This window comes from Streptomyces sp. NPDC045956 (assembly GCF_056430705.1).
In genome coordinates this window covers 311,823-329,237 of record NZ_JBWKKZ010000001.1, presented here as the reverse complement: position 1 = coordinate 329,237, position 17,415 = coordinate 311,823, and the positions used below count along the sequence as shown (strand labels likewise).

General features: G+C 72.5%; 11 protein-coding genes. 4 read left to right on the top strand and 7 right to left on the bottom strand.

Features of this window, described 5'->3' with window-relative positions; translation table 11 throughout:
* Positions 1–109: 109 nt before the first annotated feature.
* From AC07FV_RS01430 to AC07FV_RS01420, 3 genes are all read right to left on the bottom strand, one after another.
* A complete protein-coding gene (locus AC07FV_RS01430; protein ID WP_479083833.1) occupies positions 110–991 on the bottom strand; it encodes an ABC transporter permease in 882 nt (293 codons plus the stop codon).
* Entirely contained in the window at positions 988–3,645 is a 2,658-nt protein-coding gene (locus AC07FV_RS01425) for an alpha/beta fold hydrolase (protein WP_479083831.1), read from the bottom strand. Before AC07FV_RS01425 ends, AC07FV_RS01430 begins: the two co-directional genes overlap by 4 nt.
* 113 nt (positions 3,646–3,758) lie before the next feature.
* On the bottom strand, positions 3,759–5,183 hold the full coding sequence (locus tag AC07FV_RS01420) for an APC family permease (RefSeq protein ID WP_479083829.1): 1,425 nt from the start codon (positions 5,181–5,183) through the stop codon (positions 3,759–3,761).
* Positions 5,184–5,527: 344 nt separating this feature from the next.
* On the opposite strand from AC07FV_RS01420, the gene AC07FV_RS01415 reads away from it, so the two are divergent.
* Positions 5,528–6,391, top strand: a complete 864-nt coding sequence (locus AC07FV_RS01415) for an SCO4651 family lipoprotein (RefSeq protein ID WP_479083827.1) — start codon at positions 5,528–5,530, stop codon at positions 6,389–6,391.
* A 51-nt stretch (positions 6,392–6,442) separates the two neighbouring features.
* Here AC07FV_RS01415 and mmsA read toward each other — a convergent pair whose 3' ends face one another.
* On the bottom strand, positions 6,443–7,945 hold the full coding sequence (gene mmsA, locus AC07FV_RS01410) for a CoA-acylating methylmalonate-semialdehyde dehydrogenase (protein WP_479083825.1): 1,503 nt from the start codon (positions 7,943–7,945) through the stop codon (positions 6,443–6,445).
* 889 nt (positions 7,946–8,834) lie between these two features.
* On the opposite strand from mmsA, the gene AC07FV_RS01405 reads away from it, so the two are divergent.
* On the top strand, positions 8,835–9,026 hold the full coding sequence (locus AC07FV_RS01405; protein ID WP_100045937.1) for a helix-turn-helix transcriptional regulator: 192 nt from the start codon (positions 8,835–8,837) through the stop codon (positions 9,024–9,026).
* Positions 9,027–9,111: 85 nt separating this feature from the next.
* On the opposite strand, the gene AC07FV_RS01400 is transcribed toward AC07FV_RS01405, so the two are convergent.
* Positions 9,112–10,149, bottom strand: coding sequence for a zinc-dependent alcohol dehydrogenase family protein (locus AC07FV_RS01400; RefSeq protein ID WP_479083823.1), 1,038 nt, complete (start codon positions 10,147–10,149; stop codon positions 9,112–9,114).
* A 155-nt stretch (positions 10,150–10,304) separates the two neighbouring features.
* Between AC07FV_RS01400 and AC07FV_RS01395 the strand changes: the two genes are divergently transcribed.
* Both AC07FV_RS01395 and AC07FV_RS01390 read left to right on the top strand, forming a co-directional pair.
* The gene (locus AC07FV_RS01395; RefSeq protein ID WP_356603573.1) at positions 10,305–10,544 is read left to right on the top strand and encodes a heavy-metal-associated domain-containing protein; all 240 of its coding nucleotides are present in this window, start codon (positions 10,305–10,307) and stop codon (positions 10,542–10,544) included.
* A gap of 83 nt (positions 10,545–10,627) precedes the next feature.
* Complete coding sequence (locus AC07FV_RS01390) at positions 10,628–12,949, top strand: heavy metal translocating P-type ATPase (RefSeq protein ID WP_479083822.1); 2,322 nt, start codon at positions 10,628–10,630, stop codon at positions 12,947–12,949.
* A gap of 648 nt (positions 12,950–13,597) precedes the next feature.
* Here the strand turns inward: AC07FV_RS01390 and AC07FV_RS01385 are convergent.
* Together AC07FV_RS01385 and recD2 are read right to left on the bottom strand one after the other, a co-directional pair.
* Positions 13,598–14,887 carry a citrate synthase gene (locus AC07FV_RS01385; protein ID WP_053131172.1) on the bottom strand — a complete coding sequence of 430 codons (1,290 nt, stop codon included), beginning with the start codon at positions 14,885–14,887 and terminating at the stop codon, positions 13,598–13,600.
* Between the two features lie 241 nt (positions 14,888–15,128).
* Positions 15,129–17,381 (bottom strand): SF1B family DNA helicase RecD2, encoded by a 2,253-nt coding sequence (gene recD2 / locus AC07FV_RS01380; RefSeq protein WP_479083821.1) that lies wholly within the window; start codon positions 17,379–17,381, stop codon positions 15,129–15,131.
* Positions 17,382–17,415 lie beyond the last annotated feature (34 nt).

The window sequence follows — 17,415 nt, the reverse complement described above, 5'->3', positions numbered from 1 at the left end:
CGGAAGCGGTGGGTGACCCTCCGGTGACCTGGGCGGGGTCTTCGCGCATCGACGCGCCGACGGGCGCCCCCGTGAGGGGCGCCCGTGCGTGCGCGGCGGGGGGACAGGCCTAGGAGACGACGTCCTTGCGGGCGAACGCCCGGAAGGCCAGGGCGAACAGCACGAGGGCGTAGGTCACCGACAGCGAGGTGCCCTGGATGAGGCGGGTCCAGTCCATCTCGGGGCGGACCGCGTCGAGCCAGGCGTACTGCCAGTGCGCGGGCAGGAAGTCCCGCCAGTCGCCGAGGGCGGTCACCTCGTCCAGGACGTTGCCGATGATGGTCAGGCCGACCGCGCCGCCGACCGCGCCGAGCGGTGCGTCCGTCTTCGTGGACAGCCAGAACGCCAGGGCGGCGGTGACCAGTTGCGAGACGAAGACGTACGCCACGGTGACGGCGAGGCGCTCGGCCGCCGTGCCGGTGGGCAGGCTGCCGCCGGTGGGCAGCTCCAGCGGCCCCCAGCCGTAGGCGACCGTGCCGACGGCGAGCGCGACCAGCGGCAGCAGGACGATGGCGGCGAGGCTCAGGGTGAGCGCGACGACCAGCTTGGACCACAGCAGGCGGGCCCGGGGCACCGGCGCCGCCAGCAGGTAGCGCAGCGAGGACCAGCTCGCCTCCGAGGCGACCGTGTCCCCGAAGAACAGGGCGACGGGCACGACGAGGAGGAAGCCCGCGGAGGCGAAGAGGTTCACCGCGGCGAAGTTCGCCCCCGAGGCGGTGGCCGAGTCCATCAGGCTGACCTGGTTGCCGCCGCCGTCCGGTCCGCCGCCGACCCGGAAGGCGACGAGCAGCACGAACGGGAGGGCGAACAGGATGCCGCCCATGACGAGCGTGCGCCGCCGCTTGAGCTGCCGGACCAGCTCCACCCGCACGGGCAGGGTGCGGCCCGCGCGGTAGCCCTCGGCGACCTCCCGGGGGCCGACGGGCTCGGCGCGTTCGGCCAGCGTGCTCATGCCGGGTCTCCGATCAGGGTGAGGAACGCGTCCTCCAGGCGCCGGTGGGGGCCCACCGACTCCACGGGCACGTCCAGGCGTACGAGGTCGGCGACCAGACGGCGGGCGGTGCCGTCGGCGGCGGCGTCGAGGCGGACCAGGATGCCTTCGTCGGTGCGGACGGCCGAGGCCACGCCCGGCAGGGCGGCGACCTTCTCGACGAGGGGCGCGTCGACGGGCGCGGTGGTGCCCACCAGCAGCGTGTCGCCGGAGCCGACGATCTCGCCGACCGGGCCGGCCTGCACCAGCCGGCCGTGGTCCATGACGACCAGGTGGGTGCAGGTCTGCTCGACCTCGGCCAGCAGGTGGCTGGAGACGATCACGGTGCGGCCGGCCGCCGCGTAGCGGATCATCACCTCGCGCATCTCGCGGATCTGCGGCGGGTCCAGGCCGTTGGTCGGCTCGTCCAGGATCAGCAGGTCGGGCAGGCCGAGCATGGCCTGGGCGATGGCGAGGCGCTGGCGCATGCCCTGCGAGTAGGTGCGCACCGCGCGGGCGAGCGCCTCGCCGAGGCCGGCGATCTCCAGGGCCTCGTCGAGGTGGGCGTCCTCGGGCGGGCGGCCGGTGGCCCGCCAGTACAGCTCCAGGTTCTCGCGGCCGGACAGGTGCGGCAGGAAGCCCGCACCCTCGACGAAGGCGCCGACGCGGGAGAGGACCGGGGCGCCGGGCGCGATGGCGTGGCCGAAGACGCGGATCTCGCCGCCGTCGGGCGTGATGAGGCCCATCAGCATGCGCAGGGTCGTCGTCTTGCCGGCGCCGTTCGGTCCGAGCAGGCCCAGTACCTGGCCCTTCTCCACCCGGAAGGACAGGTCCCGGACCGCGTACCGGTCGGTGGACCTGGCGTACCGCTTGGTCAGGTCGGTGATCTGGAGCGGCACGCCGGCCAGCGCGGGGTCGGGCGGCGGGGCCGTGGTGCGCCGGCGGGCCGTCAGCAGCAGGGCCGCGGCCACGGCCGCTCCGGCGAGGGGCGCCCACCAGACCCAGGCGGGCAGCCCGGCCACCTGGCCGCTCCCGCCGAGCGCCGTCGGCACCTTCAGGTCGCCCTCGAGGGAGACGGTGTAGGTGGCGGGGGCGGCCGGGGAGGCGTACCCGAGGTCGGTGGAGGAGAGGACCAGGCGCAGCCGGTGGCCGTCCTCGACCTTGTGGTCGACGGCCGGCAGGGTGATCGTCACGTCCTTGCCGGCCTTGGCGTCCTCCACCCTGAGGGGTGTGACGAGCTGGGCGGGGAGGACCTGCTGGGTGCCGCCGGGTCCCACGTCGTACACCTTGGCGAAGAGCACGGCGTCGTCGCGGGTGGACTTCACGTGCACGGTCGCGGTGGGCGAGCCGGTGATCTGGAGGTCCTCCTCCAGGGGCGCCGACTCGAAGGCGGCGAACTGGCCGGGGAACTCCAGGGAGATGCCGACGCCGAGCGAGGAGAGCCGGGAGAGGCCGCCGGAGCCGCCGATGCCGGGCACGGCGGAGACGGCGGGCGGACTGGCGCCGGCCGGGTTGTCGAAGCGCTGCTCGCGTCCGCGCAGGGCGATCGCCTGCGGCTCGCTCGTGAGGCCGGGGTAGGAGTCGGCGCTCACGCCCTCCAGGCGTGGTTCTCCGTCGCCGCTGCCGGCGCCGAGGGTGCGGGTGACGCGGAAGGCCGGGCCGGTGCCGGCCGACTCGTCGCCCTTCAGATAGCGGTCGAACCACGTCCCGATGCGGTCCTGGACGCGGTCCGTCTCCATGTCGCCGCCGTCGTGCCCGCCCGAGACCCAGTCGACCTCCACGGGGGCTCCGTTGGCCCGGATCGCCTTCGCGGCGGCGTCGGACTGGCCGAGCGGGAAGAGGGAGTCGGTCTGACCCTGTATCAGCAGCGTGGGCACGTCGATGCGGTCGCCGACGGCCTGCGGACTGCGCTCCTCCAGGAGCTTCACCGCCTCGGCGTCCGGCGCACCCTGCTCGGCGACGCGCTGGTACATCCGGCAGAGCGCGGCGTCCAGCTCCTCGCAGCCGCCGCCCAGGTTGACGAAGAGGCCGGCCCACAGCTTCTTGAGGACGCCGTTCGGGAAGAGGGCGTCCGCGAGGTTCCAGTAGGTGATGGCGGGGGCGATGGCGTCGACCCGGTCGTCGTGCCCGACGGCCAGCAGGGCCACGGCCCCGCCGTACGAACCGCCGGCCACGCCCACGCGCGGGTCGCCCTGCCGGTCCAGCCGGACCTCCGGCCGCTCCGCCAGCCAGTCGATCAGCCGGGACACGTCGGCGACCTCGCCGTCCGGCGCGTTCAACCCGATCTTCCCGGTGGACCTGCCGAAGCCGCGCGCCGACCAGGTCAGCACCGCGTACCCGTCGCGGGCGAGGGCCTTCGCCTGCTCCCGTGCGTCGTCCTTGCTGCCGCCGAAGCCGTGCGCCAGCAGGACGGCCGGGCGCCGGCCGCCGGAACCCGACGTGAAGTACGAGGTGTCCAGGCGCACTCCGTCGCCCACGGCCAGGGTCCGGTCGGTGCGGTGCACCGGGGGCGGGTCGTCGCCGGCGACGGCCGTCCAGGTCCCGGCTCCGGCGAGTACGACGACGGCGGCCGCGGCGCAGAGAATCCGCCGCGGCCCCCGTAGCAGCCCTCGCACGCGGGGCAGTCGAAGATCCATGTGTCAACGGTACGGGCCACCGCAGACAACCGGGGCAGCCCCGGGGCCGAACCTCCGCCCCTCCCACGGGATTACGCCGCCGCCACCCCGTACCGCGAGCGCGGTACGGCGGGTCACGGCCGGGCGGGCTCCCGGACGTCGTCGGGGACGGTCACCAGCCAGCGCGTGTCGCGGCGCGGGCGCAGGTACAGGGCCCAGTACAGGGTGGCCGCGGCGGTGATGCCGCCGGTCCACAGCAGGTGGCCGGTCTCCTGCTGGGTCAGGATGTAGGCGAGGACCACGATCAGCAGGACCGGCACGGCGGGCCACAGGGGCATGCGCCACGCGTGCGCGTGCCGGTGGGCGCCGCGCCGGCAGAGCAGGGCGGCGACCGCGACGAGCAGGTACATGCCGGTGACGGAGACGCCCGTGACCCCGTACAGGGTGTCCAGGTCGACGAAGCACAACAGGGCGCCCGGCACGCCGACGGCGAGGGTGGCGACCCAGGGGGACCCGAAGCGGCCGAGCTTGGAGAAGACGCCGTTCACCGGGGCGGGCCAGGCCTTGTCGCGGGCCGAGGCGAACAGGACGCGCGAGTTCTGGATGACCATGACGATGCCCGCGTTGATGATGGCGAGGGCGACGCAGAGGCTGACGAAGGTGCCGACGGCCGAGTTGGACCAGGCGGTGACCATGGCGCCGATGTCTCCGCCGGTCAGCTCAGCGAGGTCGGAGGCGCCGAGGGTGATGGCGACGACCGGGACCAGGATGATCACGGCGGAGATGGCGAGGGTGGCGAGCACCGTGCGGGCGACGTTGCGGCGCGGGTTCTCCAACTCCTCGGAGAGGTAGACGGCGGTGGAGAAGCCCTGGGTGACGAACAGGGCGATGGCGAGCCCGGAGACGACCAGCATCGCCGTCACGGGGTCCGCGCCGCCGTCCGCGCCGGCCACCTCCATGGCGGCGAGGCTGCCGGGACCGCGCTCCGCGTGGGCGAAGCCCAGCACCGCGACGACGGCGGCGGCGATGACCTCGAGGACCAGGAAGACGCCGGTGATCCAGGCGTTGGCCCGCAGGTCGAGGAGGCCGGCCAGGGTGGCGAGCACCATGACGCCGGCGCCCGCCACGGACGGGTCGAGGTGCACGATCGGTGCGAGGTAGTCGGCGGTGCCCATCGCGATCACCGGCGGCACGATCATGACGACCAGCAGGGACAGCACGAAGACCAGCCAGCCCGCCAGCCGCCCGGCCAGGGTCGACACCATGGCGTACTCGCCGCCCGCGCTGGGGATGAGGGTGCCCAGTTCCGAGTAGCAGAACGCCACGGCGATGCAGAGGAGGGAGCCGATGGCGATGGTCAGGGCGGTGGCGGTGCCGAGCGAGCCGAACAGGTCGGGGACCACCACGAACAGCGTGGAGGCGGGGGTCACGCACGAGAGCGTCAGGAGAGTGCCGCCGACGACCCCGATGGAACGCTTGAGCGTCCGTGACTCCGGCGGTGCCGGAAGGTCGGGGGGCGCTGCGGCTGCGGTCTCGGCGGGGCGGAGCGTGTCGGTCATGGAGCGGTTCCGATCGACTCGGGCGGCGTGGTTCGGGCGGGAGCGCTATCGCCTCCGGCGGCTTGCTCGTACGTGGTTCTCGTCCGCTCCCGACGCCAGATGGAATCCCGACGAAAACCGCTGCGTCAATGCCTGTTTACCTACGGAAACCGTTGCCGCAAGCCGCTTGGAGGCCGGTAAATCGCATGATGCCCCTTGAGTCAGAAGACCTTTGCGGCGTGCGGGAACCGTAGGGGGCGGGGCAAAAAAAGGTGCCGTCGTCCGGTATCCGGACGCTGTCGGTGGTGCCCGGTAGAGTCCCGGACACAGGTGAAGCACAGGAACACGGCACTGGGTGGGGACTCATGAGGCTGAGGTACACCGCGACCTGGGTGGGGCTGACCGCGGCGGCGATGGTCGCGACGACGGCGTGCGGTTCGCAGGGCGCGAAGACGGCGGCGGAGACCGCCGACAAGGCGGCCGACACGGCCGTGAGCCGGACGGACACGATCATGGCGGCGCTCTCCCGGGCCACCGACCGGACCGAGGAGCTGGGCTCCGCGGAGGTCCGGATGTCGACCGACCTGGGACCGGGCGAGCCGATCTCCATGGACGGCACGTACTCGTGGGGCGACGGCTACGCCTTCGACGTCGAGATGGACACCGAGGCCGCGCGGATGCAGGCGCTCACGGCCTCCCCGACGGTCCGCACGCTGTTCGTGGACGGCGCCTACTACTACGACGTCGACCCCCAGCCGTCCGGTCCGCTCGCGGGCAAGGAGTGGATGCGGATCGACGGCTCGGCCGTGTTCGGCGACGCGGGCGCCGAAGCGCTCAGCGGGTCGGCCGGCGGCAGCCCGTCCGCGTCCATGAAGGGGCTGAAGTACGCCGGCGACGTCGAGGATCTCGGCCGGGAGACGGTCAACGGCCGCTCCACGACGCACTACCGGGCCGTCCTCGACCAGGACGACATGGGCAGGCTGAAGAACGCCTACGGCGACGAGGGGAACCTGTTCGGCCAGATGACCGGCGGCTCCACCACCGTCACCATGGACGTCTGGGTGGGCGGCAAGGACCTCCCGGTGCGCATGACGCAGGAGTTCGGCGCCATGAAGGTCACCATGGACTTCGACAGGTTCGGCGCCACCGAGGAGATCGTGGCCCCGCCCGCGGCGCAGACCGGCGACCTCACGCAGGAGGTGAAGGACGCCGGGGCGCAGCAGGGCTGAGACGACGCGCGGTGCCCGTGTCCCGGGCCGGGACACGGGCACCGCGGTGGCTCAGTGGTTGCGCGGGAAGCCCAGGTCGACGCCCGCCGGGGCGTCGGACGGGTCCGGCCAGCGGGTGGTGACGACCTTGCCGCGGGTGTAGAAGTGCGTGCCGTCGTTGCCGTAGATGTGGTGGTCGCCGAAGAGCGAGTCCTTCCAGCCGCCGAAGGAGTGGTAGCCCACGGGGACCGGGATCGGCACGTTCACGCCGACCATGCCGGCCTCGACCTCCAGCTGGAAGCGGCGGGCCGCGCCGCCGTCCCGGGTGAAGATCGCGGTGCCGTTGCCGAACGGCGAGGCGTTGATGAGGGCCAGACCCTCCTCGTAGGTCTCGGCGCGCAGCACGCACAGGACGGGGCCGAAGATCTCGTCCTGGTAGGCCTTGGCCGTGGTCGGCACCCGGTCCAGCAGGGAGATGCCGATCCAGTGGCCGTCCTCGTGCCCGTCGACCGTGAGCCCGGTGCCGTCCAGGACGACCTCGCAGCCCTCGGCCGCCGCGCCCGCGACGTAGGACGCGACCTTGTCGCGGTGCGCCGCGGTGATGAGCGGTCCCATCTCGGACGTCGGGTCGTTGCCGGGGCCGATCTTGATCTTCTCGGCGCGCTCGCGGATCTTCTCGACCAGCTCGTCGCCGACGGCGCCGACCGCGACGACCGCGGAGATCGCCATGCAGCGCTCGCCGGCCGAGCCGTAGGCCGCCGACACGGCCGCGTCCGCCGCCGCGTCGAGGTCGGCGTCCGGCAGCACCAGCATGTGGTTCTTGGCGCCGCCGAGGGCCTGGACGCGCTTGCCGTTCGCGGAGGCGGTGGTGTGGATGTACCGGGCGATGGGCGTCGAGCCGACGAACGAGACCGCCTTGACGTCCGGGTGCTCAAGGAGCCGGTCCACGGCCACCTTGTCGCCGTGCACGACGTTGAAGACGCCGTCCGGCAGACCGGCCTCGGAGAGCAGCTCGGCGATCTTCATCGCGGCCGACGGGTCCTTCTCGCTCGGCTTGAGCACGAAGGTGTTGCCGCAGGCGATGGCGAGCGGGAACATCCACATCGGCACCATCGCCGGGAAGTTGAACGGCGTGATGCCGGCGACCACGCCGAGCGGCTGGCGGATCGAGGACACGTCGACGCGCGTGGCGACCTGCGTCGACAGCTCGCCCTTGAGCTGCACGGTGATGCCGCAGGCCAGGTCGACGATCTCCAGGCCGCGCGCGACCTCGCCGAGCGCGTCGGAGTGCACCTTGCCGTGCTCGGCGGTGATCAGGTCGGCGATCTCGTCGCGGTGCGCGTCCAGCAGCGCCCGGAACTTGAAGAGGATCGAGGTGCGCTGCGCCAGCGAGGACTGGCCCCAGGTCAGGTAGGCGTCCTGGGCCGCGGCCACCGCGGCGTCCACCTCGTCGACCGAGGCGAAGGCCACCTTCGTGACGACCGCGCCGGTCGCCGGGTCGGTCACCGGCCCGTACGTGCCCGAGGCGCCTTCGGCGGTCTTGCCGCCGATCCAGTGGTTGACGATGTTCGTCATGACCGAGAACTCCTTCACAGATGGCGGCGACGGGTCGAGACGTGCCGTCGGTCCGGCTCACGGGCCGTGACCGGCGACGATCGGTGCGCGGTCCGCGGCGATCGGGCCATGGTCTCGGCCATGGGTCCATCCCAGCAGCCGGGCGCTCCGGACGCGCCCGACACTGTGTATGCGGTTCGGGTGTCCGCGTAGACACCTGGGGCAGTGCGGGCGGCCGGCCTCCCGACGGGACGCGGGAACCTCCGGCGCGGGGCCGGTGCGAGCGGGGAGTCGGCGCTCGTGCCTCGCTCCTGCCAGGGCGAAGCGGCCTTCCCGCGCCGGAGGCGTTTCGTGGGGGAACCGGCGCGGGCGGCTCCCGGCCCCGGCGGCCAGGTGGTGCGCGCCATCGCGTTCCCCTTCGTGCCCGTCGTGCACGTCGTACCGGTCGTACGGTCGTAGCCGTCCCGACGGTTCCGGCGGGGGGCCGGCGATCGTGCCTGCCGTCGCCCGTCGCCGCCCGTCGCCGCCCGCCCGCCGTTGCGTCTCCCCCGGTTTCTAGCCCCGTGCGTGCGCCCTGTCAATGTTTTGTCCGGACATTCGGACGACAGAGCGGGCGACATGCTCCGGGTGGCCGCTCGCCCGAGCGCGCGGAGCACCGCCGGCCGCCCGAGTCAACGCGCCACGCCCGGACTCCGGCGTACGCCTTTGCGGCATCCCTGTCACAAAGGCGCCCCTCCCGTCACGGATGTCACGCGCATGCGGGTCTTCCGTCACACCCGGGAACGGCCCCTGACCGCCCCTCACCGGACGTCGTTCTCCCCGCACAGGCTTGGTGATCGCCAGCGCAGCGCCCGGCTCCCCCCTGGCGGCCGTCCCCGGTCGCCGCCGCGGTGCGCGCGGGGAGGTGCACGTGACCGACCGAAGGCTCTGGTCCTACAAGGACATCGCGGCCCACATCCGGGTACAGCCGGACACCGTGCGGTCGTACCGCAAGCACGGGCTGCTGCCCCCGCCCGACCACGTGGAGGGCGGGAAGCCCTACTGGTACGCGGACACGATCCGGGCCTGGGTGGCGTCCCGGCCCCGCAACCGGAAGCGGTAGGCCGGCCGGCGACGAGCTGCCGACGGCCGCCTTCGACGTCGAGCGGGGCGCCCACCGCGGGCGCCCCGCGAGGACCGCGCCGCAGTCACGGCAGGACGACCACCACGCCCGCCCCGGGTGCCGTGCCCATGACCGAGAGGGCCGCGGGGGCCGCGTCCAGCGGGATGGCGGCCGTCGCGAGCCGCTCGGGCCGCAGCACTCCCGTGCGGACCAGCTCCATCATCGGCGGGTAGGTGTGCGCGGCCATGCCGTGGCTGCCGAGGAGGGCCAGCTCCAGGGCGATGACGCGGGCCATGGGGACCGCGGTGGTGCCGGTCGGCGAGGGCAGCAGGCCGACCTGCACGTGCCGGCCGCGGCGGCGCAGGCCGTTCACGGACGCGGCGCAGGTGGCCGGTGAGCCGAGGGCGTCCAGCGAGAGGTGGGCGCCCCCGCCGGTCAGTTCGCGCACCGCCTCCGCGGGGTCGGGCACGGCGGTCGCGTCCACGCACGCGGCCGCGCCGAACTCGCGCGCCCGCTCCAGCGCCCGGGCCGACACGTCCACGGCGACGACCCGAGCGCCCGAGGCGGCGGCGATCATCACCGCGGACAGGCCCACGCCGCCGCAGCCGTGCACCGCGACCCACTCCCCCGCCGCGACCCGCCCCTGCTGGACCACGGCCCGGAACGCCGTGGCGAAGCGGCAGCCGAGCGAGGCCGCCGTCGCGAAGGACATGTCCTCCGGTACGGCGACGAGATTGACGTCGGCGTGGTCGAGCGCCACGTACTCGGCGAAGGACCCCCAGTGGCTGAAGCCCGGCTGGGTCTGCCGCTCGCACACCTGGTGGTCGCCCGCCGCACAGGCCCCGCAGCTTCCGCAGGCGCAGACGAAGGGCACCGTCACCCGGTCACCGGGCCGCCATCCCGTCACCCGGTCGCCGACCGCCTCGACGACACCGGCGAGTTCGTGCCCGGGTACGTGCGGCAGGGCGATGTCCGGGTCGTGGCCCTGCCATCCGTGCCAGTCGCTGCGGCACAGCCCGGTGGCCCCGACGCGGACCACGACGCCGTGCGCGGCGGGCTCCGGGTCGGGCACCTCACGCACCTCGGCCGGCTCCCCGAACCGCTCGTACACCACCGCGCGCATCCGCCGCCCTCACTTCCGTCCCGGCACTCCCGCTTCCCGTCCCCCATCACACGGCAGGCCCTGCGACGCCCATACCCCCTAGGGGTACAGTGGGGTACGTGGTCCACGCCGGATCACGGGTACCCGCCCGGCACGCCCCGACGAGGAGTAACGACATGACCGCCCAGACCGACACCCAGGGCTCCGTCACCACCGTCTACAAGGTGAGCGGAATGAGCTGCGGACACTGCGAGGGCGCCGTCTCCGGCGAGATCTCCGAGATCCCGGGCGTCGGCTCGGTGCAGGCCGTCGCCTCGACCGGCGAGGTCACCGTCGTCTCCGAGGCCGCCCTCGACGACGAGGCGGTACGGGCCGCCGTGGACGAGGCGGGCTTCGAACTCGTCGGCAGGGCCTGAGCGGCACCGCCGCACCCCGGCAGCACCCTCAGCCCCTCCGGCCGGGCCGCGCGCGGTCCGGCCGGCCGTCAGGAGCCTGGACCATGACCAGCACCACCGCGTCCGACACCACCGCGTCCGACACCGTCGCGCCGGACACCACCGCGTCCGACGCCGCAGCCTCCGATTCCGGCGCGCCGGACCTCGCCGAGGTCGAACTGCTCATCGGCGGGATGACCTGCGCCTCCTGCGCGGCTCGCGTCGAGAAGAAGCTCAACCTCATGGACGGCGTCACCGCCACGGTGAACTACGCGACGGAGAAGGCCCGGATCACGTACCCGGCGGCCACCGGCGTCGCCGACCTGATCGCGACCGTCGTCAGGACCGGGTACACCGCCGAGGAGCCCGCGCCGCCCCCGGAACCGGCCGACGCGGCGGGCGACCCGGACGGCGACGTCGGCGACGCCGGCGAAGACCCCGGGCTGACCGCCCTCCGCGGGCGCCTCGTGGTCTGCGCCCTGCTGGCCGCGCCCGTCGTGCTGCTCGCCATGGTCCCGGCGCTCCAGTTCGAGAACTGGCAGTGGCTCTCGCTCACCCTCGCCGCGCCCGTCGTCGTGTGGGGCGGGCTGCCCTTCCACCGCGCCGCGTGGAAGAACCTCCGGCACGGTGCGGCGACCATGGACACCCTCGTCTCGCTCGGCACGCTCGCGGCGTTCGGCTGGTCCCTGTGGGCGCTGTTCCTCGGGGACGCGGGCATGCCGGGCATGCGGCACGGCTTCGACCTCACCGTCTCCCGCACGGACGGCGCCTCCGCGATCTACCTGGAGGCCGCCGCCGGTGTCACCGCGTTCCTGCTGCTCGGCCGCTGGCTGGAGGCCCGCTCCAAGCGCCGCGCCGGGGCCGCGCTGCGGGCGCTGATGGAGCTGGGCGCGAAGGACGTCGCGGTCCTGCGGGACGGGCGCGAGGTACGCGTCCCGGTGGCCCGGCTCGCGGTCGGCGACCGGTTCGTCGTCCGGCCCGGGGAGAAGATCGCCACCGACGGCACGGTGGTCGAGGGCGCCTCGGCCGTGGACGCCTCGATGCTGACCGGCGAGTCGGTGCCGGTGGACGTGGCGGTCGGCGACACCGTCACCGGCGCGACGGTCAACGCCGCGGGCCGGCTGCTGGTCGAGGCGACCCGGGTGGGCGCGGACACGCAGTTGGCGCGGATGGCGAAGCTGGTCGAGGACGCGCAGAGCGGCAAGGCCGAGGTGCAGCGGCTCGCCGACCGGATCTCGGGGATCTTCGTGCCCGTCGTGCTGCTGATCGCGTGCGCCACCTTCGGCGGGTGGCTGGGCGCCACCGGCGACACGGTCGCCGCGTTCACCGCCGCCGTCGCCGTGCTGATCATCGCCTGCCCGTGCGCGCTGGGCCTGGCCACGCCGACCGCCCTGATGGTCGGCACGGGCCGCGGCGCCCAGCTGGGCATCCTCATCAAGGGCCCCGAGGTCCTGGAGTCCACGCGGCGGGTGGACACGGTCGTCCTGGACAAGACCGGCACCGTCACCACGGGCCGCATGACCCTGCACGAGGTGTACGCCGCCGAGGGCACCGACGAGGAACGGGTGCTGCGTCTGGCGGGCGCCGTCGAGCACGCCTCCGAGCATCCCGTGGCCCGCGCGGTCGCGGCCGGTGCCGGGGAGCGGCTCGGCCCGCTCCCCGGGGTCGAGGACTTCACGAACGTCCCCGGTCGCGGCGTACGCGGGCGCGTGGACGGCCTCCAGGTGGCCGTGGGGCGCCTCTACGACGTTCTGCCACCCGAGGTCGCCCGGGCCAGGGACGAGGCCGAGAGGCGGGGCCGTACGGCCGTGGTGGTCGGCTGGGACGGCGCGGCCCGCGGGGTCGTCGCCGTGGCGGACACGGTCCGGGAGACCAGCGCGGAGGCGGTGGCGATGCTGCGCCGGCTGGGGCTCACCCCGGTCCTGCTGACCGGCGACAACCGGCGCGTGGCCGAGTCGGTCGCCCGGGCCGTCGGCGTCGACGAGGTGATCTCCGAGGTGCTGCCCGAGGAGAAGGTCGCCGTGGTGGAGAGGCTGCGCGCCGAGGGCCGTACGGTCGCGATGGTCGGGGACGGTGTCAACGACGCGGCCGCGCTCGCCACCGCCGACCTGGGGCTGGCGATGGGCACGGGGACGGACGCGGCGATCGAGGCGGGCGACCTGACACTCGTACGGGGGGACCTGCGGGCGGCCGCGGACGCGATCCGGCTCTCCCGGCGGACCCTGTCGACGATCAAGGGCAATCTCGTGTGGGCCTTCGGCTACAACGTGGCCGCGCTGCCGCTGGCCGCCGCCGGACTGCTGAACCCGATGATCGCGGGGGCGGCGATGGCGTTCTCCTCGGTCTTCGTCGTCACCAACAGCCTCCGGCTGCGGGCGTTTCGCTGAGGTCTCGATGCCCCGATCCCTCTGGAGTCCTGCGCGCGCCTCACATAAGCTCTTCACAAGGCTCGCGCATCTTCCTTACGCTTGGGTACCGTTCGACGTATCGGGGCCCTTGCGCACCTAACGGACATATGCAAGAGACGCAGATCACAGTGATGCGAACGTAACCATCTAAGGGGTTCGAAGGTCTAAGTTGGCGATGTCAGGCAGCGTCTTGGGGGGCGCCACCTGACATCTGGGGACGTCTTGGGGGACATTCCCAGAGCTGCGTTGCCGGGACACGTACACCGGGAAGCTTTGAGCGGCCCTCCCGGTCGTGCGCTGTCCCGGCAGACCGCACGAGACACTCGACAGATACACACAGACACACACAGACACACGACAGGTGGGCGGGTTCGCCCGCCGGTTCAGTACAGCGATTCAGGCGCTGTCCTCACAGACGCCCGGCCGGATCCCGTGGGGGGAATCCGCACCGGGACATGGGAAGGCGCCCTGGTTCGTCGGCCCGTGGGGGGACCGGCGCCGGGGCGCCTTTCGCTGTTCCCCGGCCGGGCCCGGTCCATGGGAACGGCCCGCACCACGGGAAATGAACGGACCCCGTACCCGACCGGGGGGGTCGGGTACGGGGTCCGCAGGCCTCGAAGAGGACGCTCAGCGCTCCTCGACCGGCACGAAGTCGCGCTCCACGACGCCCGTGTAGATCTGGCGCGGGCGGCCGATGCGGGAACCCGGCTCCTTGATCATCTCGTGCCACTGGGCGATCCAGCCCGGCAGCCGGCCGAGGGCGAACAGGACCGTGAACATCTCGGTCGGGAAGCCCATGGCCCGGTAGATCAGGCCGGTGTAGAAGTCGACGTTCGGGTAGAGGCTGCGCGAGACGAAGTAGTCGTCGGAGAGCGCGTGCTCCTCCAGCTTCAGCGCGATGTCCAGCAGCTCGTCGGACTTGCCGAGAGCGGAGAGGACGTCGTGCGCGGCGGCCTTGATGATCTTGGCGCGCGGGTCGAAGTTCTTGTAGACCCGGTGGCCGAAGCCCATCAGGCGGACGCCGTCCTCCTTGTTCTTCACCTTGCGGATGAAGGTGTCGACGTCGCCACCGTTGTCGCGGATGCCCTCGAGCATCTCCAGCACCGACTGGTTGGCGCCGCCGTGCAGCGGGCCCCACAGGGCGTTGATGCCCGCGGAGATCGACGCGAACATGTTGGCCTGCGAGGAGCCGACCAGGCGGACCGTGGAGGTCGAGCAGTTCTGCTCGTGGTCCGCGTGCAGGATCAGCAGCTTGTCCAGGGCGGAGACGACCGTCGGGTCGAGCTCGTACTCCTGCGCCGGCACCGAGAACGTCATGCGCAGGAAGTTCTCGACGTAGCCGAGGTCGTTGCGCGGGTAGACGAACGGGTGGCCGATCGACTTCTTGTACGCGTACGCCGCGATCGTCGGAAGCTTGGCCAGCAGCCGGATCGTGGAGAGGTTGCGCTGACGCTCGTCGAACGGGTTGTGGCTGTCCTGGTAGAACGTCGACAGCGCCGAGACGACCGACGACAGCATGGCCATCGGGTGGGCGTCGCGCGGGAAGCCCTTGTAGAAGTTCTTGACGTCCTCGTGCAGCAGGGTGTGCTGCGTGATCTCGTTCTTGAACGCGGTGAGCTCGTCGACCGTGGGCAGCTCGCCGTTGATCAGCAGGTAGGCGACCTCCACGAAGGAGGAGCGCTCGGCCAGCTGCTCGATCGGGTAGCCGCGGTAGCGGAGGATGCCCGCCTCGCCGTCCAGATACGTGATGGCGGATTTATAGGCGGCGGTGTTGCCGTAACCGCTGTCCAGCGTCACCAGACCGGTCTGGGCGCGGAGCTTCCCGATGTCGAAGCCCTTGTCGCCGACGGTGCTGTCGATCACCGGGTAGGTGTACTCGCCGTCGCCGTACCGCAGTACTACAGAGTTGTCGCTCACGTCTTCCCTCACCGACGTAGTGCCTCATCTTCGAGGTGCCCTGACTGTCTCTACCATCCCCCACTTGGCTCAGGAGAGTGCACTCGGGGTCGACCATCGGGCCTATCGGCGGCACTCAGTGCCGCCAACTTGCTCATCCTGCCCCCTCTCCCTCCCTTCCGGAAGTGCTCTGTGACCTTTACGACTCGTTTGATCGATCATTTTTTTCACAGAGGCAGGTGGTCACGGGAGGGTCTGTGGATCAGGAGCCCGTCAGCCGGAAGTCGAGCGCCGTGCAGCGCCGGCCGGCCGACACCGTGCGCACCGCCTGTCCGATCGCCTTGCGGGAGCCGACGAGGACGACCAGCTTCTTGGCCCGGGTGACCGCCGTGTACAGCAGGTTCCGCTGGAGCATCATCCAGGCGCCGGTCGTCACGGGGATCACCACCGCCGGATACTCGCTGCCCTGGGAGCGGTGGATGGTCACCGCGTAGGCGTGGGCCAGCTCGTCCAGTTCGTCGAAGTCGTACGGGACCTCCTCGTCCTCGTCCGTCAGCACGGTGAGGCGCTGGTCCACCGGGTCGAGCGAGGTGACCACGCCGACGGTGCCGTTGAAGACGCCGTTCTCACCCTTCTCGTAATTGTTGCGAATCTGGGTGACCTTGTCGCCGACCCGGAAGACCCGACCGCCGAACCGCTTCTCCGGCACGTCCGGCCGCCCCGGGGTGACGGCCTGCTGGAGCAGCCCGTTCAGCGCGCCGGCTCCGGCGGGACCCCGGTGCATGGGCGCGAGGACCTGCACGTCGCGGCGCGGGTCGAGGCCGAACTTCGCGGGGATGCGGCGGGCGGCGACGTCCACGGTGAGCCGCCCGGCCTCCTCGGTGTCGTCCTCGACGAAGAGGAAGAAGTCCTTCATGCCGTCGGTGAGCGGGTGCTGCCCCGCGTTGATCCGGTGGGCGTTGGTCACCACCCCCGACTGCTGGGCCTGGCGGAAGACCCGGGTGAGCCGCACGGCCGGTACGGGGCTGCCGGGGGCCAGCAGGTCCCGCAGCACCTCGCCCGCGCCGACGCTGGGCAGCTGGTCCACGTCCCCGACGAAGAGCAGGTGTGCGCCCGGGGGCACGGCCTTGACCAGCTTGTTGGCCAGCAGGAGGTCGAGCATGGACGCCTCGTCGACCACGACGAGGTCGGCGTCGAGCGGGCGGTCCCGGTCGTAGGCCGCGTCGCCGCCCGGCTTGAGTTCCAGCAGGCGGTGGACCGTGGAGGCCTCGGCGCCGGTCAGCTCGGCCAGGCGCTTGGCGGCCCGGCCGGTGGGCGCGGCGAGCACCACCTTCGCCTTCTTGGCGCGGGCCAGCTCGACGATGGACCGGACGGTGAACGACTTGCCGCAGCCCGGTCCGCCGGTGAGGACGGCGACCTTCTCGGTGAGTGCCAGCTTGACGGCGGCCTCCTGCTCGGGGGCGAGGTCGGCGCCGGTACGTCGCTGGAGCCAGGCCAGCGCCTTGTCCCAGGCCACGTCCTGGAAGCCGGGCATCCGGTCCTCGCCGGTGCGCAGGAGGCGCAGGAGCTGGGCGGAGAGGGCCAGCTCGGCTCGGTGGAAGGGGACGAGGTAGACGGCGGTGACGGGGTCGCCGCCCTCGGGGTCGGGGACCTTCTCGCGGACGACGCCGGGGTCCTCGCCGTCCTCGGGGTCGGCGGCCAGTTCGGCGAGGCACTCGATGACGAGCCCGGTGTCCACCGCGAGCAGCTTCACCGCGTCGGCGATGAGCCGCTCCTCGGGGAGGTAGCAGTGCCCCTGGTCGGTGGCCTGCGACAGGGCGTACTGGAGGCCCGCCTTCACGCGGTCCGGGCTGTCGTGCGGGATGCCGACGGACCGGGCGATCCGGTCGGCGGTGAGGAAGCCGATGCCCCAGACGTCGGAGGCGAGGCGGTAGGGCTGGTTCTTCACGACGGAGATCGACGCGTCGCCGTACTTCTTGTAGATCCGGACCGCGATCGACGTGGACACCTCGACGGTCTGGAGGAAGAGCATGACCTCCTTGATCGCCTTCTGCTCCTCCCACGCGTCGGCGATCTTCCTGGTCCGCTTGGGGCCGAGGCCGGGGACCTCGATGAGCCGCTTGGGCTCCTCCTCGATGATCTGGAGCGTGTCCACCCCGAAGTGCTGCGTGATCCGGTCGGCGAAGACCGGGCCGATGCCCTTGACCAGGCCCGAGCCGAGGTAGCGCCGGATGCCCTGGATGGTGGCGGGCAGGACGGTCGTGTAGTTCTCGACGTGGAACTGCTTGCCGTACTGCGGGTGGGACCCCCAGCGGCCCTCCATCCGCAGGGACTCGCCGGCCTGGGCGCCGAGGAGCGCGCCGACGACCGTGAGGAGGTCGCCGGCGCCTCTGCCGGTGTCGACGCGGGCGACCGTGTAGCCGTTCTCCTCGTTGGCGTACGTGATGCGTTCCAGGACGCCTTCGAGGATGGCGAGCCGCCGTTCGCCGGGGGCGGCCTCGGACTGGTTGGGCATGGTGCGACGGTACCGGTGGGGTGTGACAGGGACG